Origin of the sequence: Nocardia sp. NPDC057663 (assembly GCF_042799895.1) — a bacterium.
In the GTDB taxonomy this organism is placed as follows: Bacteria; Actinomycetota; Actinomycetes; order Mycobacteriales; family Mycobacteriaceae; genus Nocardia.
This window is the reverse complement of the sequence record NZ_JBHVHX010000001.1, coordinates 506964-529311: the sequence shown is the minus strand read 5'-3', so window position 1 is coordinate 529311 and position 22348 is coordinate 506964. Positions and strand designations below refer to the sequence as shown.

The following is a 22348-nucleotide window of genomic DNA, read 5'->3' as shown; positions in this document are numbered from 1 at the left end:
GGTGCTCGCGGCCGGTGGTGAGGCGGTCCCGCCGGAGCTGGTCACCAAGTGGGCGGTGCGCCTGCCCGACGGCTCGCGCCGCATGCTGGGCAACGTCTACGGCCCCACCGAGACCACCATCGCCTCCAACCTCTCCGAGGGCCTGATCCCGGGGGAGCGGGTCGTCATCGGTGGCCCGATCCGCGGTGTCCACACCCTGATCCTCGACGACCGCCTGCGCCCCGTGCCGGTGGGCGTCGCCGGTGAGCTCTACATCGGTGGCGTCGGTATGGCGCGTGGGTACCACGCGCGCGCCGCGCTGACCTCGGATCGTTTCGTCGCCAACCCGTACGCGCCCGGTCAGCGGATGTACCGCACCGGTGACGTGGTGCGCTGGACCGCCGACCGCAATGTCGAGTACGTCGGCCGCTCCGACTTCCAGGTGAAGGTCCGCGGTTTCCGTATCGAACTGGGCGAGATCGACTCCGCGCTGGCCTCGCACGAGACCGTCGACTTCGCGGTCAGCATCGGCCACAAGAACAAGGGTGGCAGCACCTCGCTGGTGTCCTATGTCGTTGCGGTGCCGGGCAGTTCGATCGATATCCCCGCACTGACCGAGCATGTCGCGCAGCGCCTGCCCACCTACATGGTTCCGTCGTCGATCATGGTGCTCGCCGCCGTCCCGCTGACGGTGAACGGCAAGCTCGATCGCCGCGCGCTGCCCGCCCCGGTGTTCGAGGTGCGCGAGTTCCGCGCCCCGACCACCCCGATCGAGCAGATCGTCGCGCAGGTCTTCGCCGACGTGCTCGAGCTCTCGCGGGTCGGTGTCGAGGACGACTTCTTCGAGCTGGGCGGCAACTCGCTGATCGCCACCCAGGTCGCCTCCCGCATCGGCATCGCCCTGGACACCCGTGTCCCGGTGCGCATGCTGTTCGAGGCGCCCACCGTCGCGGCGCTGGCCGCGCGGGTGGAGTCCCAGGCCGGTGACGGCGCGCGCAAGGCGCTGGTCGCCCGTGAGCGGCCCGGCGTGGTGCCGCTGTCGCTGGCCCAGCAGCGCATGTGGTTCCTCAACCGCTTCGACACCGCCTCGGCGGTCAACAACATCCCGGTCGCGATCCGGCTGTCCGGTGACCTCGATGTGGCCGCGCTGCAGGTCGCCGTCATCGATGTGATCGACCGGCACGAGTCGCTGCGCACCGTGTTCCCCGAGTCGGGCAACGGCCCGGTGCAGGTGGTGCTCGACGCCGCGCAGATCGTCCCCGACCTGACCCCGTACCGGGTCACCGAGGACAACCTCATCGACCATCTGATCGACCTGGCGTCGATGGCCTTCGACGTGACCAGCGAAGTGCCGCTGCACGCACGGCTTTTCGAGATCAGCGAGACCGAGTACGTGCTCGGCATGGTGGTGCACCACATCTCCGCCGACGGCTGGTCGATGGCGCCGCTGTCGCGCGATGTGATCATGGCCTACGCCGCGCGCACCTCGTGGGAGGCGCCGACCTGGGCCGAATTGCCGGTCCAGTACGCCGATTACGCGCTGTGGCAGCGTGAGGTCCTCGGCTCCGAGGACGACCCGGCGTCGCTGATCTCCTCCGAGATCGACTACTGGACCCGCGAACTCGCCGATCTCCCCGACGAGCTGGTGCTCCCGGCCGATCACCCGCGCCCGCCGGTCGCCACCTATCGCGGCGGCACCTACGGCTTCGTCATCTCCGGCGACACCCAGCGCGCCCTGGTCGAACTGGGCCGCCGCTACAACGCCTCGCTGTTCATGGTCATGCACAGCGCGCTGGCCGTGCTGCTGGCCCGCGCCAGCGGCACCAGCGACATCGCGATCGGCACGCCGGTCGCCGGCCGTGGCGACCAGGCCCTCGACGACCTGGTCGGCATGTTCGTCAACACCCTGGTGCTGCGCTCGCAGGTCGAGGGCGCGACCTCGTTCGCGGCCCTGCTCGACCAGGCCCGCGAGACCGACCTGCAGGCGTTCGCGCACGCCGACGTGCCGTTCGAGCGGCTCGTCGAGGTGCTGAACCCGCCTCGCTCGCAGGCGCGTCACCCGCTGTTCCAGGTGATGCTGTCGTTCCAGAACAACAAGCAGGCCTCGCTGCAGCTGCCCGGCCTGTCGGTCAGCGGCATCGACTACGACTCCCAGCTGGCCAAGTTCGACCTGCAGCTGACCCTGACCGAGGTGCAGGACACCGACGGGGAAGCCGGCGGCATGTCGGCCGAATTCTCCTACGCGCTGGACCTTTTCGACGAGTCGACCGTCGCCGCGTTCGCGCGCAGGCTCGACAACATCTTCGCCGCCATCGTCGCCGATCCCGAGGTGGCCGTCGGCGACATCGACCTGCTGGCGCCCGAGGAGCACGCGCAGGTCCTCGTCGACTGGAACGACACCGCGCGCGAGGTGCCCGCGGGCACTCTGGTCTCGCTGTTCGACGCGCAGGTCGAGCGGACCCCCGACGCGGTCGCGCTCGTCTTCGAGAACGAGTCGCTGACCTACCGCGAGCTCCAGGAGCGGGCCAACCGCATCGCCCGCAGCCTGATCGGCTCCGGCGTCGGCCCCGGTGACCATGTGGCGCTGGCGATCCGGCGTTCCACCGAGCTCGTCGTGGCCATGTACGCGGTGCTGCAGACCGGTGCGGCGTACGTGCCGCTGGACCCGGATCAGCCCGCCGACCGCATCGGCCACATCATCGAGACCGCGCAGCCGCGCCTGGTGCTCACCAGCCGCCGCGACGCGTTCGAGGCCGACGGTGTCACCGTGCACACGGTCGAGAACATCGAAGCGCCCGCCGATTTCAGCGGCTCGCCGATTGCCGACGCCGAACGGACCCGGCCGCTGCGTCCGTCGAACACCGCGTACGTGATCTTCACGTCGGGTTCGACCGGTCGCCCCAAGGGCGTCGCGGTCGACCACGCCGCGATCGTCAACCGCCTGCTGTGGATGCAGCACGAGTACCCGATCGACGCCGCCGACGCGGTGCTGCAGAAGACGCCGGCCACCTTCGACGTCTCGGTGTGGGAGTTCTTCTGGCCCTTGCAGACCGGCGCGCGCCTGGTCGTCGCCAAGCCCGACGGCCACCGCGACCCGGTGTACCTGGCCCAGATCATCGCCGAACGCGGCATCACGACAGCGCATTTCGTGCCGTCGATGCTGTCGGTGTTCGTGTCCACCCTGGGCAGCAACGGCAACGGCGACGCGGTCCGGCTGCGTCAGGTGTTCGCCTCCGGTGAGGCGCTGCCCGCGCCCACCGCGCAGCGCCTGCGCGAGCTGACCGGTGCCCGCCTGCACAACCTGTACGGCCCCACCGAGGCCGCGGTCGACGTCACCTATCACGAGGTCGTCGACACCGACGTGGAGTCGGTGCCGATCGGCCGTCCGGTGTGGAACACCAAGGTGTTCGTGCTGGATTCGCGGCTGCATCCGGTAGCCCCCGGTGTCGCGGGTGAGCTGTACCTGGCGGGCGATCAGCTCGCCGTCGGCTACCTCAACCGTTCGGATCTCACCGCCGACCGTTTCGTCGCCAACCCGTACGGCGCCGCCGGTTCGCGCATGTACCGCACCGGTGACCTCGTCACCTGGACCCGCGACGGCGAACTGAACTACCTGGGCCGCACCGACTTCCAGGTCAAGCTGCGCGGTCTGCGGATCGAGCTCGGCGAGATCGAGGCGACCCTGCTGGCCCAGCCGGGCGTCGCGCAGTCGGTCGTCGTCGTGCGCGCCGACCCGCACGCCGGTGACCAGCTCGTGGGTTACGTGGTGCCCGAAGCGGATTCGAGCATCGACGTCGCCGCGGTGAAGGCGGGCATCACCGCCGAGCTGCCCGCCTACATGGTCCCCGCGGCGCTGGTCGTGCTCGACGAGTTCCCGCTCAACGCCTCCGGCAAGCTCGACCGCAAGGCGCTGCCCGCGCCGGTGTTCGAGGCCAAGGTATTCCGCGCGCCCTCGACCCCGATCGAGGAGATCGTCGCCGAGATCTTCGCCGACCTGCTCGGCGCCGACCGCGTCGGCGTGGACGACGACTTCTTCGCCCTCGGCGGCAACTCGCTGGTCGCCACCCAGGTCGCGGCCCGGCTGAGCAAGGCGCTCGACGCCGAGGTCGGCGTGCGCACCCTGTTCGAGGCGCCGACCGTCGGCGCGCTCGCGGCCCGGGTGGAGTCGCACGCGGGCACCGGCGTGCGCGCCGAGCTCACCGCGCGTCAGCGGCCCGAGCACCCGCCGCTGTCGCTCTCCCAGCAGCGCATGTGGTTCCTCAACCGCTTCGACCTGGGCGACACGGGCGACACCGGCACCTACAACATCCCGGTCGCCGTCCGCCTGCAGGGCCTGCTCGATCTGCCCGCGCTGCGCGGCGCGGTCGCCGACGTCATCGCGCGGCACGAGTCACTGCGCACCGTCTACCCCTCGCACGACGGCACCGCCTTCCAGAAGGTGCTGGCCGCCGCGGTCTCCATCCCCGAGCTGGAGCTGGTCGAGGCCGACGAGACCGACATGGCGACCTCGCTCTACGAGTTCGCCCGCCGCGGTTTCGACGTCACCGCGCACGCCCCGGTGCGTCTGCGGGTCTACGAGCTCGGTGAGCGCGAGCACGTGCTGGTGATGGTGGTCCACCACATCGCCGCCGACGGCTTCTCGCTGCGCCCGCTGGTGCGCGACCTGATGACCGCCTACGTCGCCCGCACCGCCAGCGCCGAGCCGGGCTGGCCGCCGCTGGAGGTGCAGTACGTCGACTACGCGCTGTGGCAGCGCGAAACCCTCGGCGAGGAGACCGATCCCACCTCGCTGATCTCCGAGCAGCTCGACTACTGGCGCGGCGCGCTCGCCGATCTGCCCGACGAACTGCGCCTGGGCCACAAGTCGCGGCCCGCGCAGGCCACCTACCAGGCGGGCACGCACCGCTTCGAGGTGCCGGGCGAGCTCGTCGACGCGCTGAACCGGGTCGCCCACGAGCACGGCACCACGCTGTTCATGGTGGTGCACAGTGCCTTCGCCGTGCTGCTGTCGCGGCTGTCGGGCACCGAGGACATCGCCGTCGGCATCCCCGTCGCCGGCCGTGGCGAGCAGGCGCTCGACGACCTGGTCGGCATGTTCGTCAACACCCTGGTGCTGCGCGCGCAGGTCGACCCCGCGGTCACCTTCACCGAGCTGCTGGCCCGGGTCCGCGAGAACGACCTGGCCGCCTTCGCCCACGCCGACGTGCCGTTCGAGCGCCTCGTCGAGGTGCTCAACCCGGCCCGCTCGCAGGCGCGGCACCCCCTGTTCCAGGTGATGCTCTCGTTCCAGAACCTGGGCCGCACCACCCTGGAACTGCCCGGCCTCACCGTCTCCGAGCTGGGCATCGACCAGCACGTGGCCAAGTTCGATCTGCAGCTGGCGCTCAGCGAGGTGCCCGCCGACGACGACAGCCACATGGAGGCCGAACTCGTCTACGCCACCGACCTTTTCGACGCGGGCTTCGCCGCGACCTTCGGCGCCCGCCTGCTGCGCGTGCTCACCGGCATCGTGGCCGACCCGGCGGTCGCCGTCGGTGACATCGAGCTGCTCGACGACGCCGAGCGCACCCTGGTGCTGGACCAGTGGAACGACACCGAATTCGCCGTCGACGCCGCGCTGAGCACCCCCAGCGACGACGACCCGGCCACCCTCAACGCCCTGTTCGAAGCGCAGGTCGCGCGCACGCCCGACGCGACCGCGCTCACGTTCGAGGGGACGAGTCTGTCCTACGCCGAGTTCGCGGTGCGGGTGCGTCAGCTGGCGCGCTGGCTCAAGGACGCCGGTGTCGGCCCGGAATCGTATGTGGCCCTCGGCATGCGGCGCTCGATCGACCTGCTGGTCGGCATGTACGCCGTGTCCGCCGCCGGTGGCGCGTACGTGCCGCTTGACCCCGATCACCCGGCCGAGCGCATCGAGCACATCCTCGACACCGCGCAGCCGGTCTGCGTGCTGACCTCCGGTGAGAGCCTGCCCGCGGCCGCCGGTCGCGAGGTGCGCATCGACCAGCTCGACCTGTCCGGCCACTCGGCCGAGCCGGTCACCGATGCCGACCGGCATCGCCCGCTGCGCTCGGACAACACCGCCTACGTCATCTTCACCTCCGGCTCGACCGGTCGGCCGAAGGGCGTCGCGGTCAGCCACGCGGCGATCGTCAACCGCCTGGTGTGGATGCACGCCGCCTACGGCCTGGCCGCCGACGACGTGGTGCTGCAGAAGACACCCGCCACCTTCGACGTGTCGGTGTGGGAGTTCTTCTGGCCCTTGCAGGTCGGCGCGCGCCTGGTCGTCGCCAAGCCGGACGGGCATCGCGACCCGGCCTACCTGGCCCGCCTGATCGCGGCCGAGCAGGTCACCACGGTGCACTTCGTGCCGTCGATGATGGCCGTGTTCGTCACCGAACCCCTTGCCGCCGAGTGTGTCTCGCTGCGCAATGTGTTCGCCTCCGGTGAGGCGCTGCCGTCGCCGACCGCGCAGCGCCTGCGCGAGCTGACCGGTGCCGCGCTGCACAACCTGTACGGCCCCACCGAGGCCGCGGTCGACGTGACCTATCACGAGGTCACCGACGCCGACACCGACACCGTGCCGATCGGCGCGCCGGTGTTCAATACCCGTCTGTACGTGCTGGATTCGCGGCTGAAGCCCGTTCCGGTGGGTGTCGCGGGTGAGCTCTATCTCGCGGGCGTGCAGCTGGCGCACGGCTATGTGGGTCGCCCCGACCTCACCATGGACCGCTTCGTCGCCGACCCGTTCGCGCCCGGCGAGCGGATGTACCGCACCGGTGACCTCGTCACCTGGACCGCGGACGGCGAGCTGGAATACCTGGGCCGCACCGACTTCCAGGTGAAGCTGCGTGGTCTGCGCATCGAGCTCGGCGAGATCGAGTCGGCGCTCACCGCGCTGCCGCAGATCGCCCAGTCGGTGGTCGTGGTCCGGGCCGACGAGCGCACCGGTGATCAGCTGGTCGCCTACGTCATCCCGCAGCAGGGCTCGATCGTCGACACCGACGCGGTCAAGGACGCCCTCGGCGCCGAGCTGCCGGTGTACATGGTCCCGGCCGCCTACGTGGTGCTGAACGCCTTCCCGCTCAACGCCTCCGGCAAGCTGGATCGCAAGGCGCTGCCCGCGCCGGTGTTCGCCGCGCGCACCTTCCAGGCACCGGTCACCCCGGTGCAGCAGATCGTCGCCGCCACCTTCGCCGAGGTGCTCGGCGCCGGTCAGGTCGGCCTCGACGACGACTTCTTCGAGCTGGGCGGCAACTCGCTGGTCGCCACCCGGGTCGCCGCGCGTCTGTCCGAGGCGCTCGACACCCAGGTGCCGCTGCGCGCGCTGTTCGAGGCATCGACGGTCGCCGCGCTGGCGGCCCGCGTGGAGACCGCCACCGGTCGCGGCGGGCGCATCCCGCTGGTGCCGCAGCCGCGCCCCGAGCTGGTGCCGCTGTCGCAGGCCCAGCAGCGGATGTGGTTCCTCAACCGCTTCGACAACCGCACCGCCGTCAACAACATCCCGGTCGCGATCCGCCTCACCGGTGATCTCGACGTCGCCGCGCTGGAAGCGGCCATCGCCGATGTGACCGCGCGGCACGAGTCGCTGCGCACCTTCTACCCCGAGGTCGAGGGCGCCGGCTACCAGCAGGTCCTGCCCGCCGACGAGGTCCGCTTCGCGCTGCCCGCCCAGCCGGTCACCGCCAACGAGGTCGTCGCCCGGGTCGTGGAGCTGGCGAGCGTGCACTTCGACGTCACCCGCGAGGTGCCGTTCCGCGCGAGCCTGCTGCGCGTCGACGAGCGCAACCATGTCGCCGTGCTGGTCATGCACCACATCAGCGGTGACGGTTTCTCGCTGCGCCCGCTGCTGCGCGATGTCGTCGTGGCCTACACCGAGCGCGTGCGCGGCGAGGTTCCCGCGTGGGCCCCGCTCGAGGTGCAGTACGCCGACTACACGCTGTGGCAGCGGGAGGTGCTCGGCGAGGAGTCCGATCCGGAGTCGGTCGCCGCGAGCCAGATCGCCTACTGGGCCGAACAGCTGCGCGACCTGCCCGACCAGATCGAGCTGCCCGCCGATCGCCCGCGTCCCGAGATCGCCACCAATGCCGGTGACCTGTACCGCTTCTCGGTCGACGCCAGGCTGCACCAGGCGCTGACCGAGATCGCCCGCGCGCACGGCGTCACCCTGTTCATGGTGATGCACGCGGCGCTGGCCACCTGGGCCGCGCGCCTGTCCAACAGCACCGACATCGCCATCGGCACCCCGATCGCGGGACGTGGCGAGCGCACCCTCGACGACCTCGTGGGCATGTTCGTCAACACCCTGGTGCTGCGCAGCGAGGTCGACCTCGGCGGCAGCTTCGGCGACCTGCTCGACCAGGTCCGCAAGGTCGACCTGTCGGCCTTCGCCAATGCCGACGTGCCGTTCGAGCGGCTCGTCGACGTGCTCAGCCCCACCCGCTCGCAGGCCCACCACCCGCTGTTCCAGGTGGCGCTCACCTTCGAGGCGGCCACCGCCGCCGACACCGGCACCGTCGCCCTGCCCGGCCTCGACCTGAATGTCGTCGACTTCGACCCGGGCACAGCGAAATTCGACGTGCAGCTGACCGTGGGCGAAGCCGCCGACGGCTCGCTGGCCATGTCGTGGAACTACGCCACCGATCTGTTCGACCCCGAGACCGTCGCCGCCTTCGGCGACCGCCTGATCCGCATCCTGCGCAGCGTCGCCGAGAACCCCGACGTGATCGTCGGCGACATCGACCTGCTCGGCGAGGCCGAACAGCGCGACGTCGCGCAGCGCTGGGTGTCCTCCGGAGCCGACGCGATCGCCCTGCCGGTCATCCACGACGCCAGCACCCCGGCGGGCCACCGCCGTGGCCTGTTCGGCAACAAGCACACGACGCTGGTCGACCTGTTCGACGCGGCGGCCGCGGCCTACCCGGACCGCATCGCCGCCAAGTTCGGCGTCGAATCGCTGACCTACGCCGAGCTCGACCGCGGCGCGAATGTGCTGGCGCGCAGGCTGATCGCCGACGGCGCGGGCCCGGAGTCGCTGGTCGCGGTGATTCTGCCGCGCTCGCTCGACCTGGTCGTCGCGCTGCTGGCCGTCGTCAAGACCGGCGCGGGCTATGTGCCGGTGGACCCGACCTACCCGGCCGAGCGCATCGCCTACGTGCTCGAGGATTCCCGCCCCACCAGCGTGGTCCTCGATTCCACGGTCCAGGTGACGGTGCCCGCGCACCTGCCCTCGGTGGTGCTCGACGGTTTCGCCGTGGAGACCGGCAATGTCGAGGACGCCGACGACCTGCCGGTCACCGACGCCGACCGGCTGGCCCCGCTCTCGCCGGACAATGTCGCCTACGTCATCTACACCTCGGGCTCGACCGGCCGCCCCAAGGGTGTCGCCGTCGCGCACCGCAACGTGGTGCGCCTGTTCGCCAACACCGACCGCGATTTCGGCTTCGGCGCGCGCGATGTGTGGACGCTGTTCCACTCCTACGCCTTCGACTTCTCGGTGTGGGAGCTGTGGGGTCCGCTGCTGTTCGGCGGCTCGCTGATCGTCGTCGACTACTACACCTCGCGCTCGCCCGAGCAGTTCCTGGAACTGCTGCGGGTGGAGCAGGTGACGGTGCTCAACCAGACGCCGTCGGCGTTCTACCAGCTCGCCGAGGCCGACCGGATCGCCGGACCCGGCCTGGAGCCGCTGGCGTTGCGCTACGTCGTCTTCGGTGGCGAGGCGCTCGAGCTGCGCCGCCTCTCGGATTGGGTCGCCCGCCACGGTGACAGCTCGCCGACGCTGGTCAACATGTACGGCATCACCGAGACCACGGTGCACGTGTCGTTCCGCGCGCTCGACGCGAAAACCATTGCCGCCGCGGCCGGTTCGGTCGTCGGCCGGGCCATCGCCGGCCTGGGCGTGTACGTGCTCGACAACCGGCTGCGCCCGGTCCCGGTCGGTGTCGCGGGTGAGATGTATGTTGCCGGACCGCAGTTGGCGCGCGGCTACCTCGGCCGCCCCGACCTGACCGCGACCCGCTTCGTCGCCAACCCCCTGGCAGGCCCGAACCAGACGGGCTCGCGCCTGTACCGGTCCGGTGACCTCGCGCGCTGGAACCGCTTCGGCGAACTCGAATACCTCGGCCGTGCCGACGATCAGGTGAAGGTCCGCGGCTTCCGCATCGAGCTCGGTGAGATCGAAGCCGCCGTCCTCGCGCAGCCGGGTATCGCCCAGGCCGCGGTCATCGTCCGCGAGGACCAGCCGGGTGACCAGCGCATCGTCGCCTACGTCGTCGCCGACGGCGACGCCCAGCCCGAGCTCGACGTCGTGCGCAGCGGTGCCGCCGAACAGCTGCCCGCCTACATGGTTCCGGCGGCACTGGTCCGGCTGGAATGGATCCCGCTGACCGTCAACGGCAAGCTGGACCGCCGTGCGCTGCCGGCTCCGGCGGTGCAGGCCCGTGCCTTCCGCGCCCCGGTCACCCCGGTGCAGGAGACCGTCGCCGCGGTCTTCGCCGACGTCCTCGGCCTGGACCGGGTCGGCGTCGACGACGACTTCTTCGACCTCGGCGGCAACTCGCTCATCGCGACCCGTGTGGTCGCCCGCATCGGCGCCGCGCTCGGCGCCACCGTGCCGGTGCGCGCGCTGTTCGAAGCCTCTACCGTGGAAGCCCTTGCGGCGCGGGTGGAATCGCACACCGGCGGCACCGCCCGCGCGGCGCTCGTCGCCCGCGAGCGCACCGACGGTGAACTGGTTCCGCTGTCGTTCGCGCAGCAGCGCATGTGGTTCCTCAACAAGTACGACACCACCTCGGCCGCCTACAACCTGCCCGTCGCGATCCGCCTGACCGGCGCGCTCGACACCGAGGCGCTGTCGCTGGCGCTGGCCGACCTGGTGCGCAGGCACGAATCGCTGCGCACCCGCTACCCCGAGCACGGTGGCACCCCGGTGCAGCAGATCGTTGCCGCCGAACGCATCTCGCTGGATCTGCGCCCGGTCACGGTCGCCCAGGATCAGCTGTTCGGCACCGTCACCGAATTCGTGTCCACCGGTTTCGATGTGGCCGAACAGGTTCCGCTGCGCGCCCGCCTGTTCAAGGTCACCGACACCGAACACGTGCTCGTCGTGGTCGTGCACCACATCGCCGCCGACGGTTTCTCCATCGCGCCGCTGACCCGCGACGTGATGCTGGCCTACACCGCCCGCGCCCAGGGCACCGCGCCCGGCTGGGCGCCGCTGCCGGTGCAGTACGCCGACTTCGCGATCTGGCAGCGCGCGGTCCTCGGCACCGAGGACGACGCCGACTCGCTCCTGTCGCGCCAGGTCGGGTACTGGCAGCGCCAGCTCTCGGGCATCCCCGACGAGCTGACCCTGCCGTTCGACCGGGCCCGCCCGGCCATCGCCTCGCACCGCGGCGCCACCGTGCACCGCGAGCTCGCGCCGGAACTCATCGCCAAGCTCGACGAGGTGGCCCGCCGCCAGGGCGCGTCGCTGTTCATGGTCATGCACACCGCGCTGGCCGTGCTGCTCTCGCGCCTGTCCGGCTCCGACGACATCGCCATCGGCACCCCGATCGCCGGCCGTGGTGAGCAGGCCCTCGACGACCTGGTCGGCATGTTCGTCAACACCCTGGTGCTGCGCACCGGCGTGCGCCCGGCCGAGTCCTTCACCGACCTGCTCGAGCAGTCCCGCAAGGCCGACCTCGACGCCTACGGCAATGCCGACGTGCCGTTCGAGCGCCTGGTGGAACTGCTGGCGCCCGAGCGTTCGCAGTCGCGCAACCCGCTGTTCCAGGTGATGCTGGCCTTCCAGAACCTGGACCGCACCACCCTGGAACTGCCCGGCCTGGCCGTGTCGGCGCTCGATCTCGACGAGAGCGTCGCCCGCTTCGACCTGCAGTTCACCCTCTCCGAGCTCGGTGAGCCCGGTAGTGGCGGCATGGCGCTGGCACTGAACTACGCCACCGAACTGTTCGACGAAGCCACCGTCGACACCATCGCGACCCGCTGGGAGCGCGTGCTCGACGCCGTCGCCGCCGATGCCGCGGTGACCGTCGGAGCGATCGATGTCCTCGACGCCGCCGAGCGGGCCGACCTGGTGCTCCGCGTCGGCGAGCCGCCGGTGCCCGCCCGCACCCTGCGCAGCCTGCTGGCCGAGGCCGTCGCCCTGAACCCGACCGGCGACGCCGTGGTGTTCCAGGGGACAGCCCTGTCCTACGCCGAACTGGATGAGCGCTCGAACCGCTTGGCGCGCTTGCTGATCGCCGAGGGCATCGGTGCCGAAGACCTCGTCGCCGTCGGCGTCCCGCGTTCGGCCGACTCGGTGTTCGCCGCCTGGGCCGTCGCCAAGACCGGCGCCGCCTTCGTGCCGGTCGACCCGACCTACCCGGCCGACCGCATCGCCCACATGGTCACCGACTCCGGTTCACCGCTGGGCCTCACCGTCGCCTCCGTGCGTGAGGGCCTGCCGGAATCGGCGCGCTGGCTGGTGCTCGACGAACTGGATCTGGACGCCTTCGACGGCGGCCCGATCGACGATGCGGAGCTGGTCCGCGCGACCACGCCCGAGCAGCCCGCCTACGTCATCTACACCTCCGGCTCGACCGGTGTGCCCAAGGGCGTCGTGGTCACCCACGCCGGTCTGGCGAACTTCGGCGAGGAGCAGACCGAGCGCTACGCACTCGACTCCGATACCCGCGCACTGCATTTCGCCTCGCCCTCGTTCGACGCCTCGATCCTCGAGCTGCTGCTGGCGCTGGCCCGTGGCGGCGCGCTGGTCGTCGTGCCGCCGGGTGTCTACGGCGGTGACGAACTGTCCGAGCTGATCCGCGCCGAGCGGGTCACCCACGCCTTCATCACCCCCGCCGCCCTGGCCACCTTCGACCCGAGCGGCCTGGATTCGCTGCGGGTGCTGGTCGCCGGTGGTGAAGCGGTGCCCGCCGATCTGGTGAGCAAGTGGGCGGTTCCGTTGGCGGACGGCACGACTCGTGCCTTCCACAACGGTTACGGCCCGACCGAGACCACGATCATGACCAACATCAGCGCCGCGCTGGTGCCGGGCGAGCTGGTCACCATCGGTGGCCCCACTCGCGGCATGCGTTCGCTGATCCTGGATGCCCAGCTCCAGCCCGTTCCGGTGGGTGTCGCGGGTGAGCTGTATCTGTCAGGTATCCAGCTGGCCCGTGGCTACCACGCCCGTGCCGGCCTGACCGCCGACCGGTTCGTCGCCGACCCGTTCGTCCCGGGGGAGCGGATGTACCGCACCGGTGACGTCGTGCGCTGGACCGGCGACGGCACCGTCGAGTACGTCGGCCGCTCCGACTTCCAGGTCAAGATCCGCGGCTTCCGTATCGAACTGGGCGAGATCGACTCGGCGCTCGCCTCGCACGAGACCGTCGACTTCGCGGTCACCGTCGGCCACAAGAGCACCGCGGGCGCGGTCTCGCTGGTCGCGTATGTGGTGGCCGCGCCGGGTCATTCGATCGATGTCGCGGCGCTGACCGCGCACGTCGAGGATCGCCTGCCCGCCTACATGGTGCCCTCGTCGATCATGGTGATCGACCGTGTGCCGCTGACCCCGGTCGGCAAGCTCGACCGAAAAGCGTTGCCGGAGCCGGTGTTCGCCACCGAGGTCACCTTCCGCGCCGCGCGCACCTCGATCGAACAGACCATCGCCGAGGTCTTCGCCGAGGTGCTCGGTGTCGAGCGCGTCGGTGTCGACGACTCGTTCTTCGCCCTCGGCGGCGACTCGATCGTCTCCATCCAGCTCGTCTCCCGGGCCAAGGCCCGCGGTGTGCTGTTCACCCCGCGCCACGTCTTCGAGCAGCGCACCGTCGCCGGTCTGGCCTCGGTCGCCGAAACCGCCGATGTGGCGGCGGCTTCCGCGGTCACGCTGGCCGAGCTGCCCGGTGGCGGTGTCGGTGAGCTGCCGCTGACCCCGGTCGTGCGGTTCATGGCCGAGCGGTCCGGTTCGTTCGACCGGTTCAACCAGACCATGGCGCTGGAGCTGCCGGTCGGCATCGACCGCGCGGGCATCGCCGCCACCGTCGGCGCGGTCATCGACCGCCACGACATGCTGCGCTCGCGCCTGCACCAGGTCGACGGCCGCTGGGTCGTCGACACCGCGCCCGCCGGTGCGGTCGAGGCCGACGCGCTGATCGACCACAGCACCTTCGACGCGACCGCCACCGACGAGGAGCTCGTCGGGATCGCCTCCGCAGCACTGGATGCCAGCCTCGACCGGCTCGATCCGGCCGCCGGCGTCGTCGTCCGGTTCGTATGGCTGGAGCCGACCGTGAGCGCGTCGGCGCCCGCGGTTTCGCTGCCCGCGACCGATGACGTCGCCGCTGCGCCCGCGATCTCGCTGCCCGCGACCGGCGATGCCGCGGGTTCGCCCGTCGGCGCGCTGCCCGGCACCGAAGCCGCGGCTCCGGCGAAGGTCACCCGCGCCGGACGCTTGATCGTCGTCGCGCACCACCTCGTGGTCGACGGCGTGTCCTGGCGCATCCTGGTGCCGGACTTCGTCGCGGCCTGGGGCCAGCTGTCCGCCGGTCAGCAGCCGGAGCTGGTCGCCCCCGCCACCTCCATGCGGGCCTGGGCGCATGCGCTCGCCGACGAGGCGCGCAACCCTGATCGCACCGCCGAACTCGACTTCTGGCGCGAGGTCGTCGCGACCCCGGACCCGCTGCTCACCGAGCGGCCGATGAACCCGGCCGTCGACGTCTCCGGCGTCATCGAGAAGCTGCCGGTGGAGGTGTCCGCCGAGGTCACCAAGGCCCTGCTGACCACCGTGCCCGCCCTGTTCCACGGCGGCGTCAACGACGGTCTGCTCACCGCGCTGGCCCTGGCCGCCGCCAAGTGGCGCGGCACCCGGGTCGCCGCGGGCAACGGCGCCGCGCACGACGACGCGCTGCTGGTCCGCCTCGAAGGCCACGGCCGTGAGGAAGAGGTCGCGCCCGGCGCCGACCTGTCCCGCACCGTCGGCTGGTTCACCGCGATCTTCCCGGTCCGCCTGGACCTGGCGGGCATCGACATCGACGCCGCGCTCGCCGGTGGCCCCGCCCTCGGCCAGGCGGTCAAGGCCGTCAAGGAACAGCTCCTGGCCGTGCCCGACAAGGGCATCGGCTACGGCCTGCTGCGGTACATGAACGCCGAGACCGCGGCGGAACTGCCCACCCAGCTGCCCGGCCAGATCAGCTTCAACTACCTGGGCCGCGTCGCCGACAGCGACGTGCCCGACGCGCTGCGCGGCTTCGGCTGGATCCCCGCTCCTGAGCTGGCCGCCCTGGGCGGCGCCTACGACGCCGACATGCCCGCGATGGCGCCGCTGGATGTCAACGCGATCGTCGTCGGCGACAAGCTCAGCGCCAATATCGGCTACCCGAGCACCCTGCTCGCCGCCGCCGAGGTGCGCGAGTTCGCCGACCTGTGGGTCACCGCGCTGGAAGCCGTCGCCCGGCACGCCAACTCGGCCGACGCGGGCGGCCACACGCCGTCCGACTTCGCGCTGGTGCGCTCCACCCAGGGCGATATCGACGTCTGGGAGAAGCGCTACCCCGAGCTGACCCAGGTGTGGCCGCTGGCCGCGCTGCAGGCGGGTCTGTTCTTCCACGCCCGCCTCGCCGCCAGCTCGGTCGACGTCTACACCGCCCAGGCGGTCCTGACGCTGTCCGGTCGCGTCGACGCCACCCGTCTGCGCGCCGCCGCCCAGGCCCTGCTGGACCGGCACGAGACGCTGCGCACCGCGTTCGTCACCGACCACGACGGCAATGCCGTCCAGATCGTGCTCGACCACGCTCAGGTCGCGTGGACCGAGCACGACCGCACCGAGACCGGTGAGTTCGCCGACCTCGTCGAGGCCGACCGCAACGCCCGCTTCGACCTGGCCGCGCCGCCGCTGATCCGGTTCACCCTGATCCAGATCGCCGAGAACGAGTGGCGCTTCGTGGTGTCCAACCACCACATCCTGCTCGACGGCTGGTCGACGCCGCTGGTCATGCGTGACCTGCTCGCGCTCTACGCCCTGCACGGCGACACGAGCGCGCTGCCCGCCGTCCGCTCCTACCGCCACTTCCTGGAATGGGTTGCCCAGCAGGATCACTCGGTGTCGGTGGCGGCGTGGTCCGACGCGCTGCGCGGCGTCACCGAGCCGACCCTGCTGGCCCGGCCCGACGCCAGCCGCGAGATCGCGGCCCTGTCGGAGGAGTACCTGTTCGACCTGGACGAGCCGGCCACGGCCCGCCTGGTCGCCCTCGCCGCCGACCTCGGCGTCACCCCGAACACGGTGCTGCAGGTCGCCTGGTCGATCGTGCTCGGCCGGATGACCGGCCGCGACGACGTGCTGTTCGGCACCACCGTTTCGGGCCGTCCCGCGCAGCTGTCCGGCGTGGAATCCATGGTCGGCCTGTTCATCAACACCGTCCCGGTCCGCGTGCGCTTCGACGCCGCCGAATCGGTGCGCGCGGTGCTGACCCGCACCCAGGGCGAGCAGGCCGACCTGCTCGACCACCACTACATCGGCCTGGCCGACATCCAGTCGGCCGCGGGCATCGGTGGCCTGTTCGACTCGCTGGTCGTCTTCGAGTCCTACCCGGTCGACGCCGAGGGCATCAAGGCCCAGGCCGCCGACATCGACGGCATGGCCGTCACCGGCCTGGACGCCGCCGACGCCACCCACTACCCGCTGTCGCTGATCGCGCAGCTCGACACCCAGCTGCGCATCCGCGCCGGCTACCTGAGCGACCTGTTCGACGCCGCCACCGTGCACCGCATCGCCGAGCGCCTGATCCGGGTGCTCACCGCGATCACCACGGAACCGGATGTCGCCGTGGGCGATATCGAACTGCTCGATGCCGCCGAACGCGAGCTCGTCGTGCGCGACTGGAACGCCACCGCGCACGAGGTCGACACCACCGCCACCCTGGTCTCGATGTTCGAGGCGCAGCTGGCGCGCACCCCGCAGGCCACCGCCCTCAGTTTCGAGGGGACGAGCCTGTCCTACGCCGAGTTCGCCCAGCGGGTCTACCGCCTTGCGCGCTGGCTGACCGACCGCGGCGTCGGCCCGGAAACCTATGTGGCCCTGGGCATGCGCCGCTCGATCGACCTGGTCGTCGGCATGTACGCGGTGAGCGTGGCCGGTGGCGCCTACGTGCCGCTGGACCCCGACCACCCGGCCGAGCGCACGGAATACATTCTGGCGACGGCGGATCCGGTGTGTGTGCTCACCTCGGGCACCGACCTGGAGATCGACACCGCGCAGGTCCGCATCGACCTGCTCGACCTGGTCGGCTACGCCGACACCCGCGTCACCGATGCCGACCGGATCGCCCCGCTGCGTCCGTCGAACACCGCGTACGTGATCTTCACGTCCGGCTCGACCGGTCGCCCGAAGGGTGTGGCGGTCAGCCATGGCGCGATCGTCAACCGCCTGGTGTGGATGCAGACGCAGTACGGCCTGACCGAGGCCGACGTGGTGCTGCAGAAGACCCCCGCCACGTTCGACGTGTCGGTGTGGGAGTTCTTCTGGCCCTTGCAGATCGGTGCGAGCCTGGCCGTCGCGAAGCCCGACGGTCATCGTGATCCTGCCTACCTGGCCGAGATCATCCGCCTCGAAGGCGTCACCGTCACCCACTTCGTGCCGTCGATGCTCGCGGTCTTCGTCGCCGACGCCGCGGCCGCCCGCTGCGAGTCGCTGCGGATGGTGTTCGCCTCCGGTGAGGCCCTGCCGCCCAAGCCCGCGCACCGCCTGCGCGAGCTCACCGGCGCCGCGCTGCACAACCTGTACGGCCCCACCGAGGCCGCGGTCGACGTCACCTTCCACGAGGTCGTCGACACCGATGTGGACACCGTCCCGATCGGTGCCCCGGTGTTCAACACCGAGGTGTACGTCCTGGACGCGCGGCTGCGGCCGGTTCCGGTCGGTGTCGCGGGTGAGCTGTACCTGGCGGGCACCCAGCTGGCACGCGGCTATGTCGCCCGTCCCGACCTGACCGCCGACCGCTTCGTCGCGAACCCGTTCTCCGACGACGGCGCCCGCATGTACCGCACCGGCGACCTCGTCGCCTGGACCGAGCACGGCGAGCTGGAGTACCTGGGCCGCACCGACTTCCAGGTGAAGCTGCGTGGTCTGCGCATCGAGCTGGGCGAGATCGAGTCGGCGCTGACCGGGCTCGACGAGGTCGCCCAGTCGGTGGTCGTGGTCCGCGGCGACCAGCACACCGGCGATCAGCTGGTGGCCTATGTCATCGCCGCGCCGGGACGCACCGTCGACATCGAGGACGCCCGTGAGGAACTGGGCAACAACCTGCCCGCCTACATGGTGCCCGCGGTGCTCATCGTCCTCGACGAGTTCCCGCTCAATGCCTCCGGCAAGCTCGACCGCAAGGCGCTGCCCGCGCCGGTGTTCGAGGCCGCGGTGTTCCGTGCCCCGACCACCCCGGTCGAGGAGATCGTCGCCGCCACCTTCGCCGACGTGCTCGGCCTGGAACGGGTCGGCCTCGACGACGACTTCTTCGCCCTCGGCGGCAACTCGCTGACCGCGACCCAGGTCGCGGCCCGCCTGTCGGCCTCGCTGGAGACCGACATCGGCGTGCGCGAGCTGTTCGAGGCCTCCACCGTGGCCGGGCTGGCCGCGCGCGCCGAGACGCACTCCGGCGCGGACCGTCGTGCCGCGCTGGTCCCGCAGCATCGCCCCGAGCGGGTGCCGCTGTCGCTGGCCCAGCAGCGCATGTGGTTCCTCAACCGCTTCGACCCCGAGTCCGCGGTCGACAACATCCCGGCCGCCGTGCGGCTGTCGGGTCTGCTCGACCGGCAGGCGCTGCAGGTGGCCGTAGCCGATGTGCTCGCCCGCCACGAGTCGCTGCGCACCTACTACCCGGAGGTCGCCGGCGCGGCCCACCAGGTGATCGTGCCGACCGGCAAGGTCATCCCCGACCTCGCGCCGATCGAGACCACGGGTGCCGAACTGCCGCAGCGTCTCTCGGAGCTGGTGCTCACCGCGTTCGATGTCACCGCCGAGGTGCCGTTCCGCGCCGCCCTGTTCGAGATCAGCCCGACCGAACACGTGCTCGCCCTGGTCGTGCACCACATCTCGGCCGACGGCTTCTCCATGGGCCCGCTGACCCGCGACGTGATGACCGCCTACAGCGCCCGAGTCGAAGGCGCGGAGCCGGCCTGGCGTCCGCTCGAGGTCCAGTACGCCGACTTCGCCCTGTGGCAGCGCGCCGTGCTCGGCGACGAGGACGACGCCAAGTCCGTGATCTCCCAGCAGATCTCGTTCTGGGGTCAGCAGCTGCGCGGCCTGCCCGAGCAGCTCGACCTGCCCGCCGACCGGCCGCGCCCCGCGGTCGCCAGCGGTCGCGGCGCCACCCACACCTTCGAGATCGACGCCGAAACCCACGCGGCGCTGGCGGATCTGGCCCGCGGCCGCGGCGCGACCCTGTTCATGGTCGCCCACGCGGCGCTGGCGCTGCTGCTCTCGCGCCTGTCCGGCGAGCACGACATCGCCATCGGCACCCCGATCGCGGGTCGTGGCGAGCGTGCCCTCGACGACCTGATCGGCATGTTCGTCAACACCCTGGTGCTGCGCACCGAGGTCGACGGCGACGCGAGCTTCACCGACCTGCTCGGCGAGGTCCGCGCGGCCGACATCGCCGCCTTCGGCCACGCCGACCTGCCGTTCGAGCGCCTGGTCGAGATCATCAACCCGGCCCGCTCGCAGGCGCGGCACCCGCTGTTCCAGGTCATGCTGGCCTTCCAGAACACCGGCCAGGCCAGCCTGGAACTGCCCGGCCTCACGGTCAGCGGTGTCGAGTTGCCGATCGACGTGGCCAAGTTCGACCTGCAGGTGGTACTCACCGAGAAGCCCGCCGATTCGCCCTCGGGCATCGTCGCCGAGCTGATCTACGCGACCGACCTGTTCGACGCGGCCACGATGGCGGCCTTCGGGCAGCGGTTCGCGCGAGTGCTCGCCGCTGTCGGCGCCCAGCCGGAGCGTGCGGTCGGCGACGTCGATCTGCTCGACGGCCGCGAGCGCGAGCTCGTGTTGTCGGAGTGGAACTCCAACGAGCTCATCTGCATGGGCGGCGTGGGGCGCGGCACCTTCGTGGTTCCGGCCGATACCGGGGAGACCCTGCTCGACCTGTTCAGGCTCGCCGAGCACGACGCCGACGCGACCGCGCTGACGTTCGAGGGGACAGCTCTGTCCTACGGCGAGTTCGCCGGGCAGGTGCACCAGCTGGCGCGCAAGCTCATCGACTCCGGCGTCGGCCCCGACACCCTGGTCGCCCTCGGCATCCGCCGCTCGGCCGACCTCGTTGTCGCCATGTACGCGGTGCTCGCCGCGGGTGGCGCGTACGTGCCGCTCGACCTGGATCAGCCCGCCGACCGCATCGCCTACGTGCTGGAGACGGCGCAGCCGGTGGCGGTGCTCACCACCGCGTCCGACGCCTTCGCCCCGGCCGGTATCCAGACCCTGGTTGTCGACGAACTCGACCTGTCCGGCTACCCGGCCACCCCGGTCGACGACAGCGAACGTCGTGCGCCGCTGCGGAATTCGAACCTGGCCTACGTGATCTTCACCTCCGGCTCCACCGGCCGCCCCAAGGGTGTCGCGGTGTCGCACGCGGCGGCGGTGAACCAGATCCGCTGGATCACCGACGAATACGCGCTGACCGCCGACGATGTGGTGCTGTTCAAGACGCCGCAGACCTTCGACGTATCGGTCTGGGAACTCTTCGGCACCATCGTCCGCGGCGCCCGCATGGTGATCGCGACGCCGGACGGGCATCGCGACCCGCAGTACCTGGCCGAGCTGATCGCCGCGGAAGGCGTCACGCTCACCTCGTTCGTGCCGTCCATGCTCGCCGTGTTCGCCGGTGTCGCGGCACCGGCGCAGCTGGCCTCGGTGCGCGCGCTGCTCGTCGCCGGTGAGGCGTTCACCTCCGATGTCGTCGAGGCGATCCGCCGGGTCAGCTCCGCCGAGCTGCACAACCTGTACGGTCCGACCGAATTCACGGTGCACGCCACCTACGCACCGGTCGCCGACGACGTGCAGGGCCCGGTGCCGATCGGCCGCCCCGTGCTCAATGCCAAGTCCTACGTGCTGGATTCACGTCTGCACCCGGTCGCCCCCGGTGTCGCGGGTGAGCTGTATCTGGCAGGCATCCAGCTGGCGCGCGGCTATGTCGGCCGCGCCGACCTGTCCGCCGACCGTTTCGTGGCGAACCCGTTCGGCGCCGGCGAGCGGATGTACCGCACCGGTGACCTCGTGCGCTGGAACGCCGACGGCACCATCACCTACCTCGGCCGCACCGACTTCCAGGTGAAGCTGCGCGGTCTGCGCATCGAGCTCGGCGAGATCGAGGCCGCGCTCACCGCGCACGGCACCGTCTCGCAGGCCGTCGTGGTCGTGCGCTCGGATGCCCGCACCGGCGACCAGCTCGTCGGCTACGTGGTGCCCGCCGCGGGCGCGACCGCCGAGATCGACGCGCTGCGTACGCATCTGGCGGCGCAGCTGCCGTCCTACATGGTCCCGGCCGCGTTCGTCGTGCTCGACGCGATGCCGCTGAGCGCCAACGGCAAGCTGGACCGCCGCGCCCTGCCCGAGCCGGTGTTCGAAGCCCGCGAGTTCCGCGCGCCGAGCACGCCGATCGAGGAGATCGTCGCCGCCACCTTCGCCGAGGTGCTCGGCCTGTCCGGTGACCGCGCCGTCGGCCTGGACGACGACTTCTTCGACCTGGGCGGCAACTCGCTGATCGCCACCCAGGTGGTCGCCCGCCTCGGCGCCGCCCTCGACACCCGCGTCCCCGTGCGCGTGCTGTTCGAGGCGCCGTCGGTCGCCGCGCTGGCCGTCAAGGTGGAATCGCACGCGGGCAGCGGCAGCCGCCGCGAGCTCGTCGCCGGGCCGCGCCCGGAGCAGATCCCGCTCTCGCTGGCCCAGCAGCGCATGTGGTTCCTGAACCGCTTCGACAGCGCGACCGGGGTCAACAACATCCCGCTCGCCGTCCGCCTGACCGGCGACCTCGACATCGACGCCCTGCGTCAGGCCGTCGCCGACGTGGTCGACCGGCACGAGGTGCTGCGCACCGTCTACCCCGAGACCGCCGAGGGCCAGGGCGTGCAGGTTGTCCTGCCCGCGGGCCAGGTGCCGATCTCGCTCAGCCCGATCACCGTCGGCGAGGACGAGATCCGCGATCGGATCAGCGAACTGGTGCTCGCCGGCTTCGACGTGACCGCCGAGGTCCCGGTGCGCGCCGCGCTGCTGCGCGTCGCCGGCTCCATGGACGGCTCGCAGCCCGACACCCACGTGCTGGTCTTCGTCGTGCACCACATCTCCGGTGACGGCTGGTCGGTGCGCCCGCTGGCCCGCGACGTGATGATCGCCTACGCCGCG

At 71.2% G+C, this 22348-nt stretch carries 1 protein-coding gene (running past both ends of the window); it reads left to right on the top strand.

The whole window is internal to a non-ribosomal peptide synthase/polyketide synthase gene (locus tag ACFVAV_RS02410) on the top strand: the coding sequence, 43758 nt in all, runs 5393 nt past the left edge and 16017 nt past the right edge, and what appears here is coding positions 5394-27741, spanning codon 1798 (partial) through codon 9247 (complete); the first codon wholly inside the window starts at nt 2. Both codon boundaries (start and stop) fall beyond the window edges.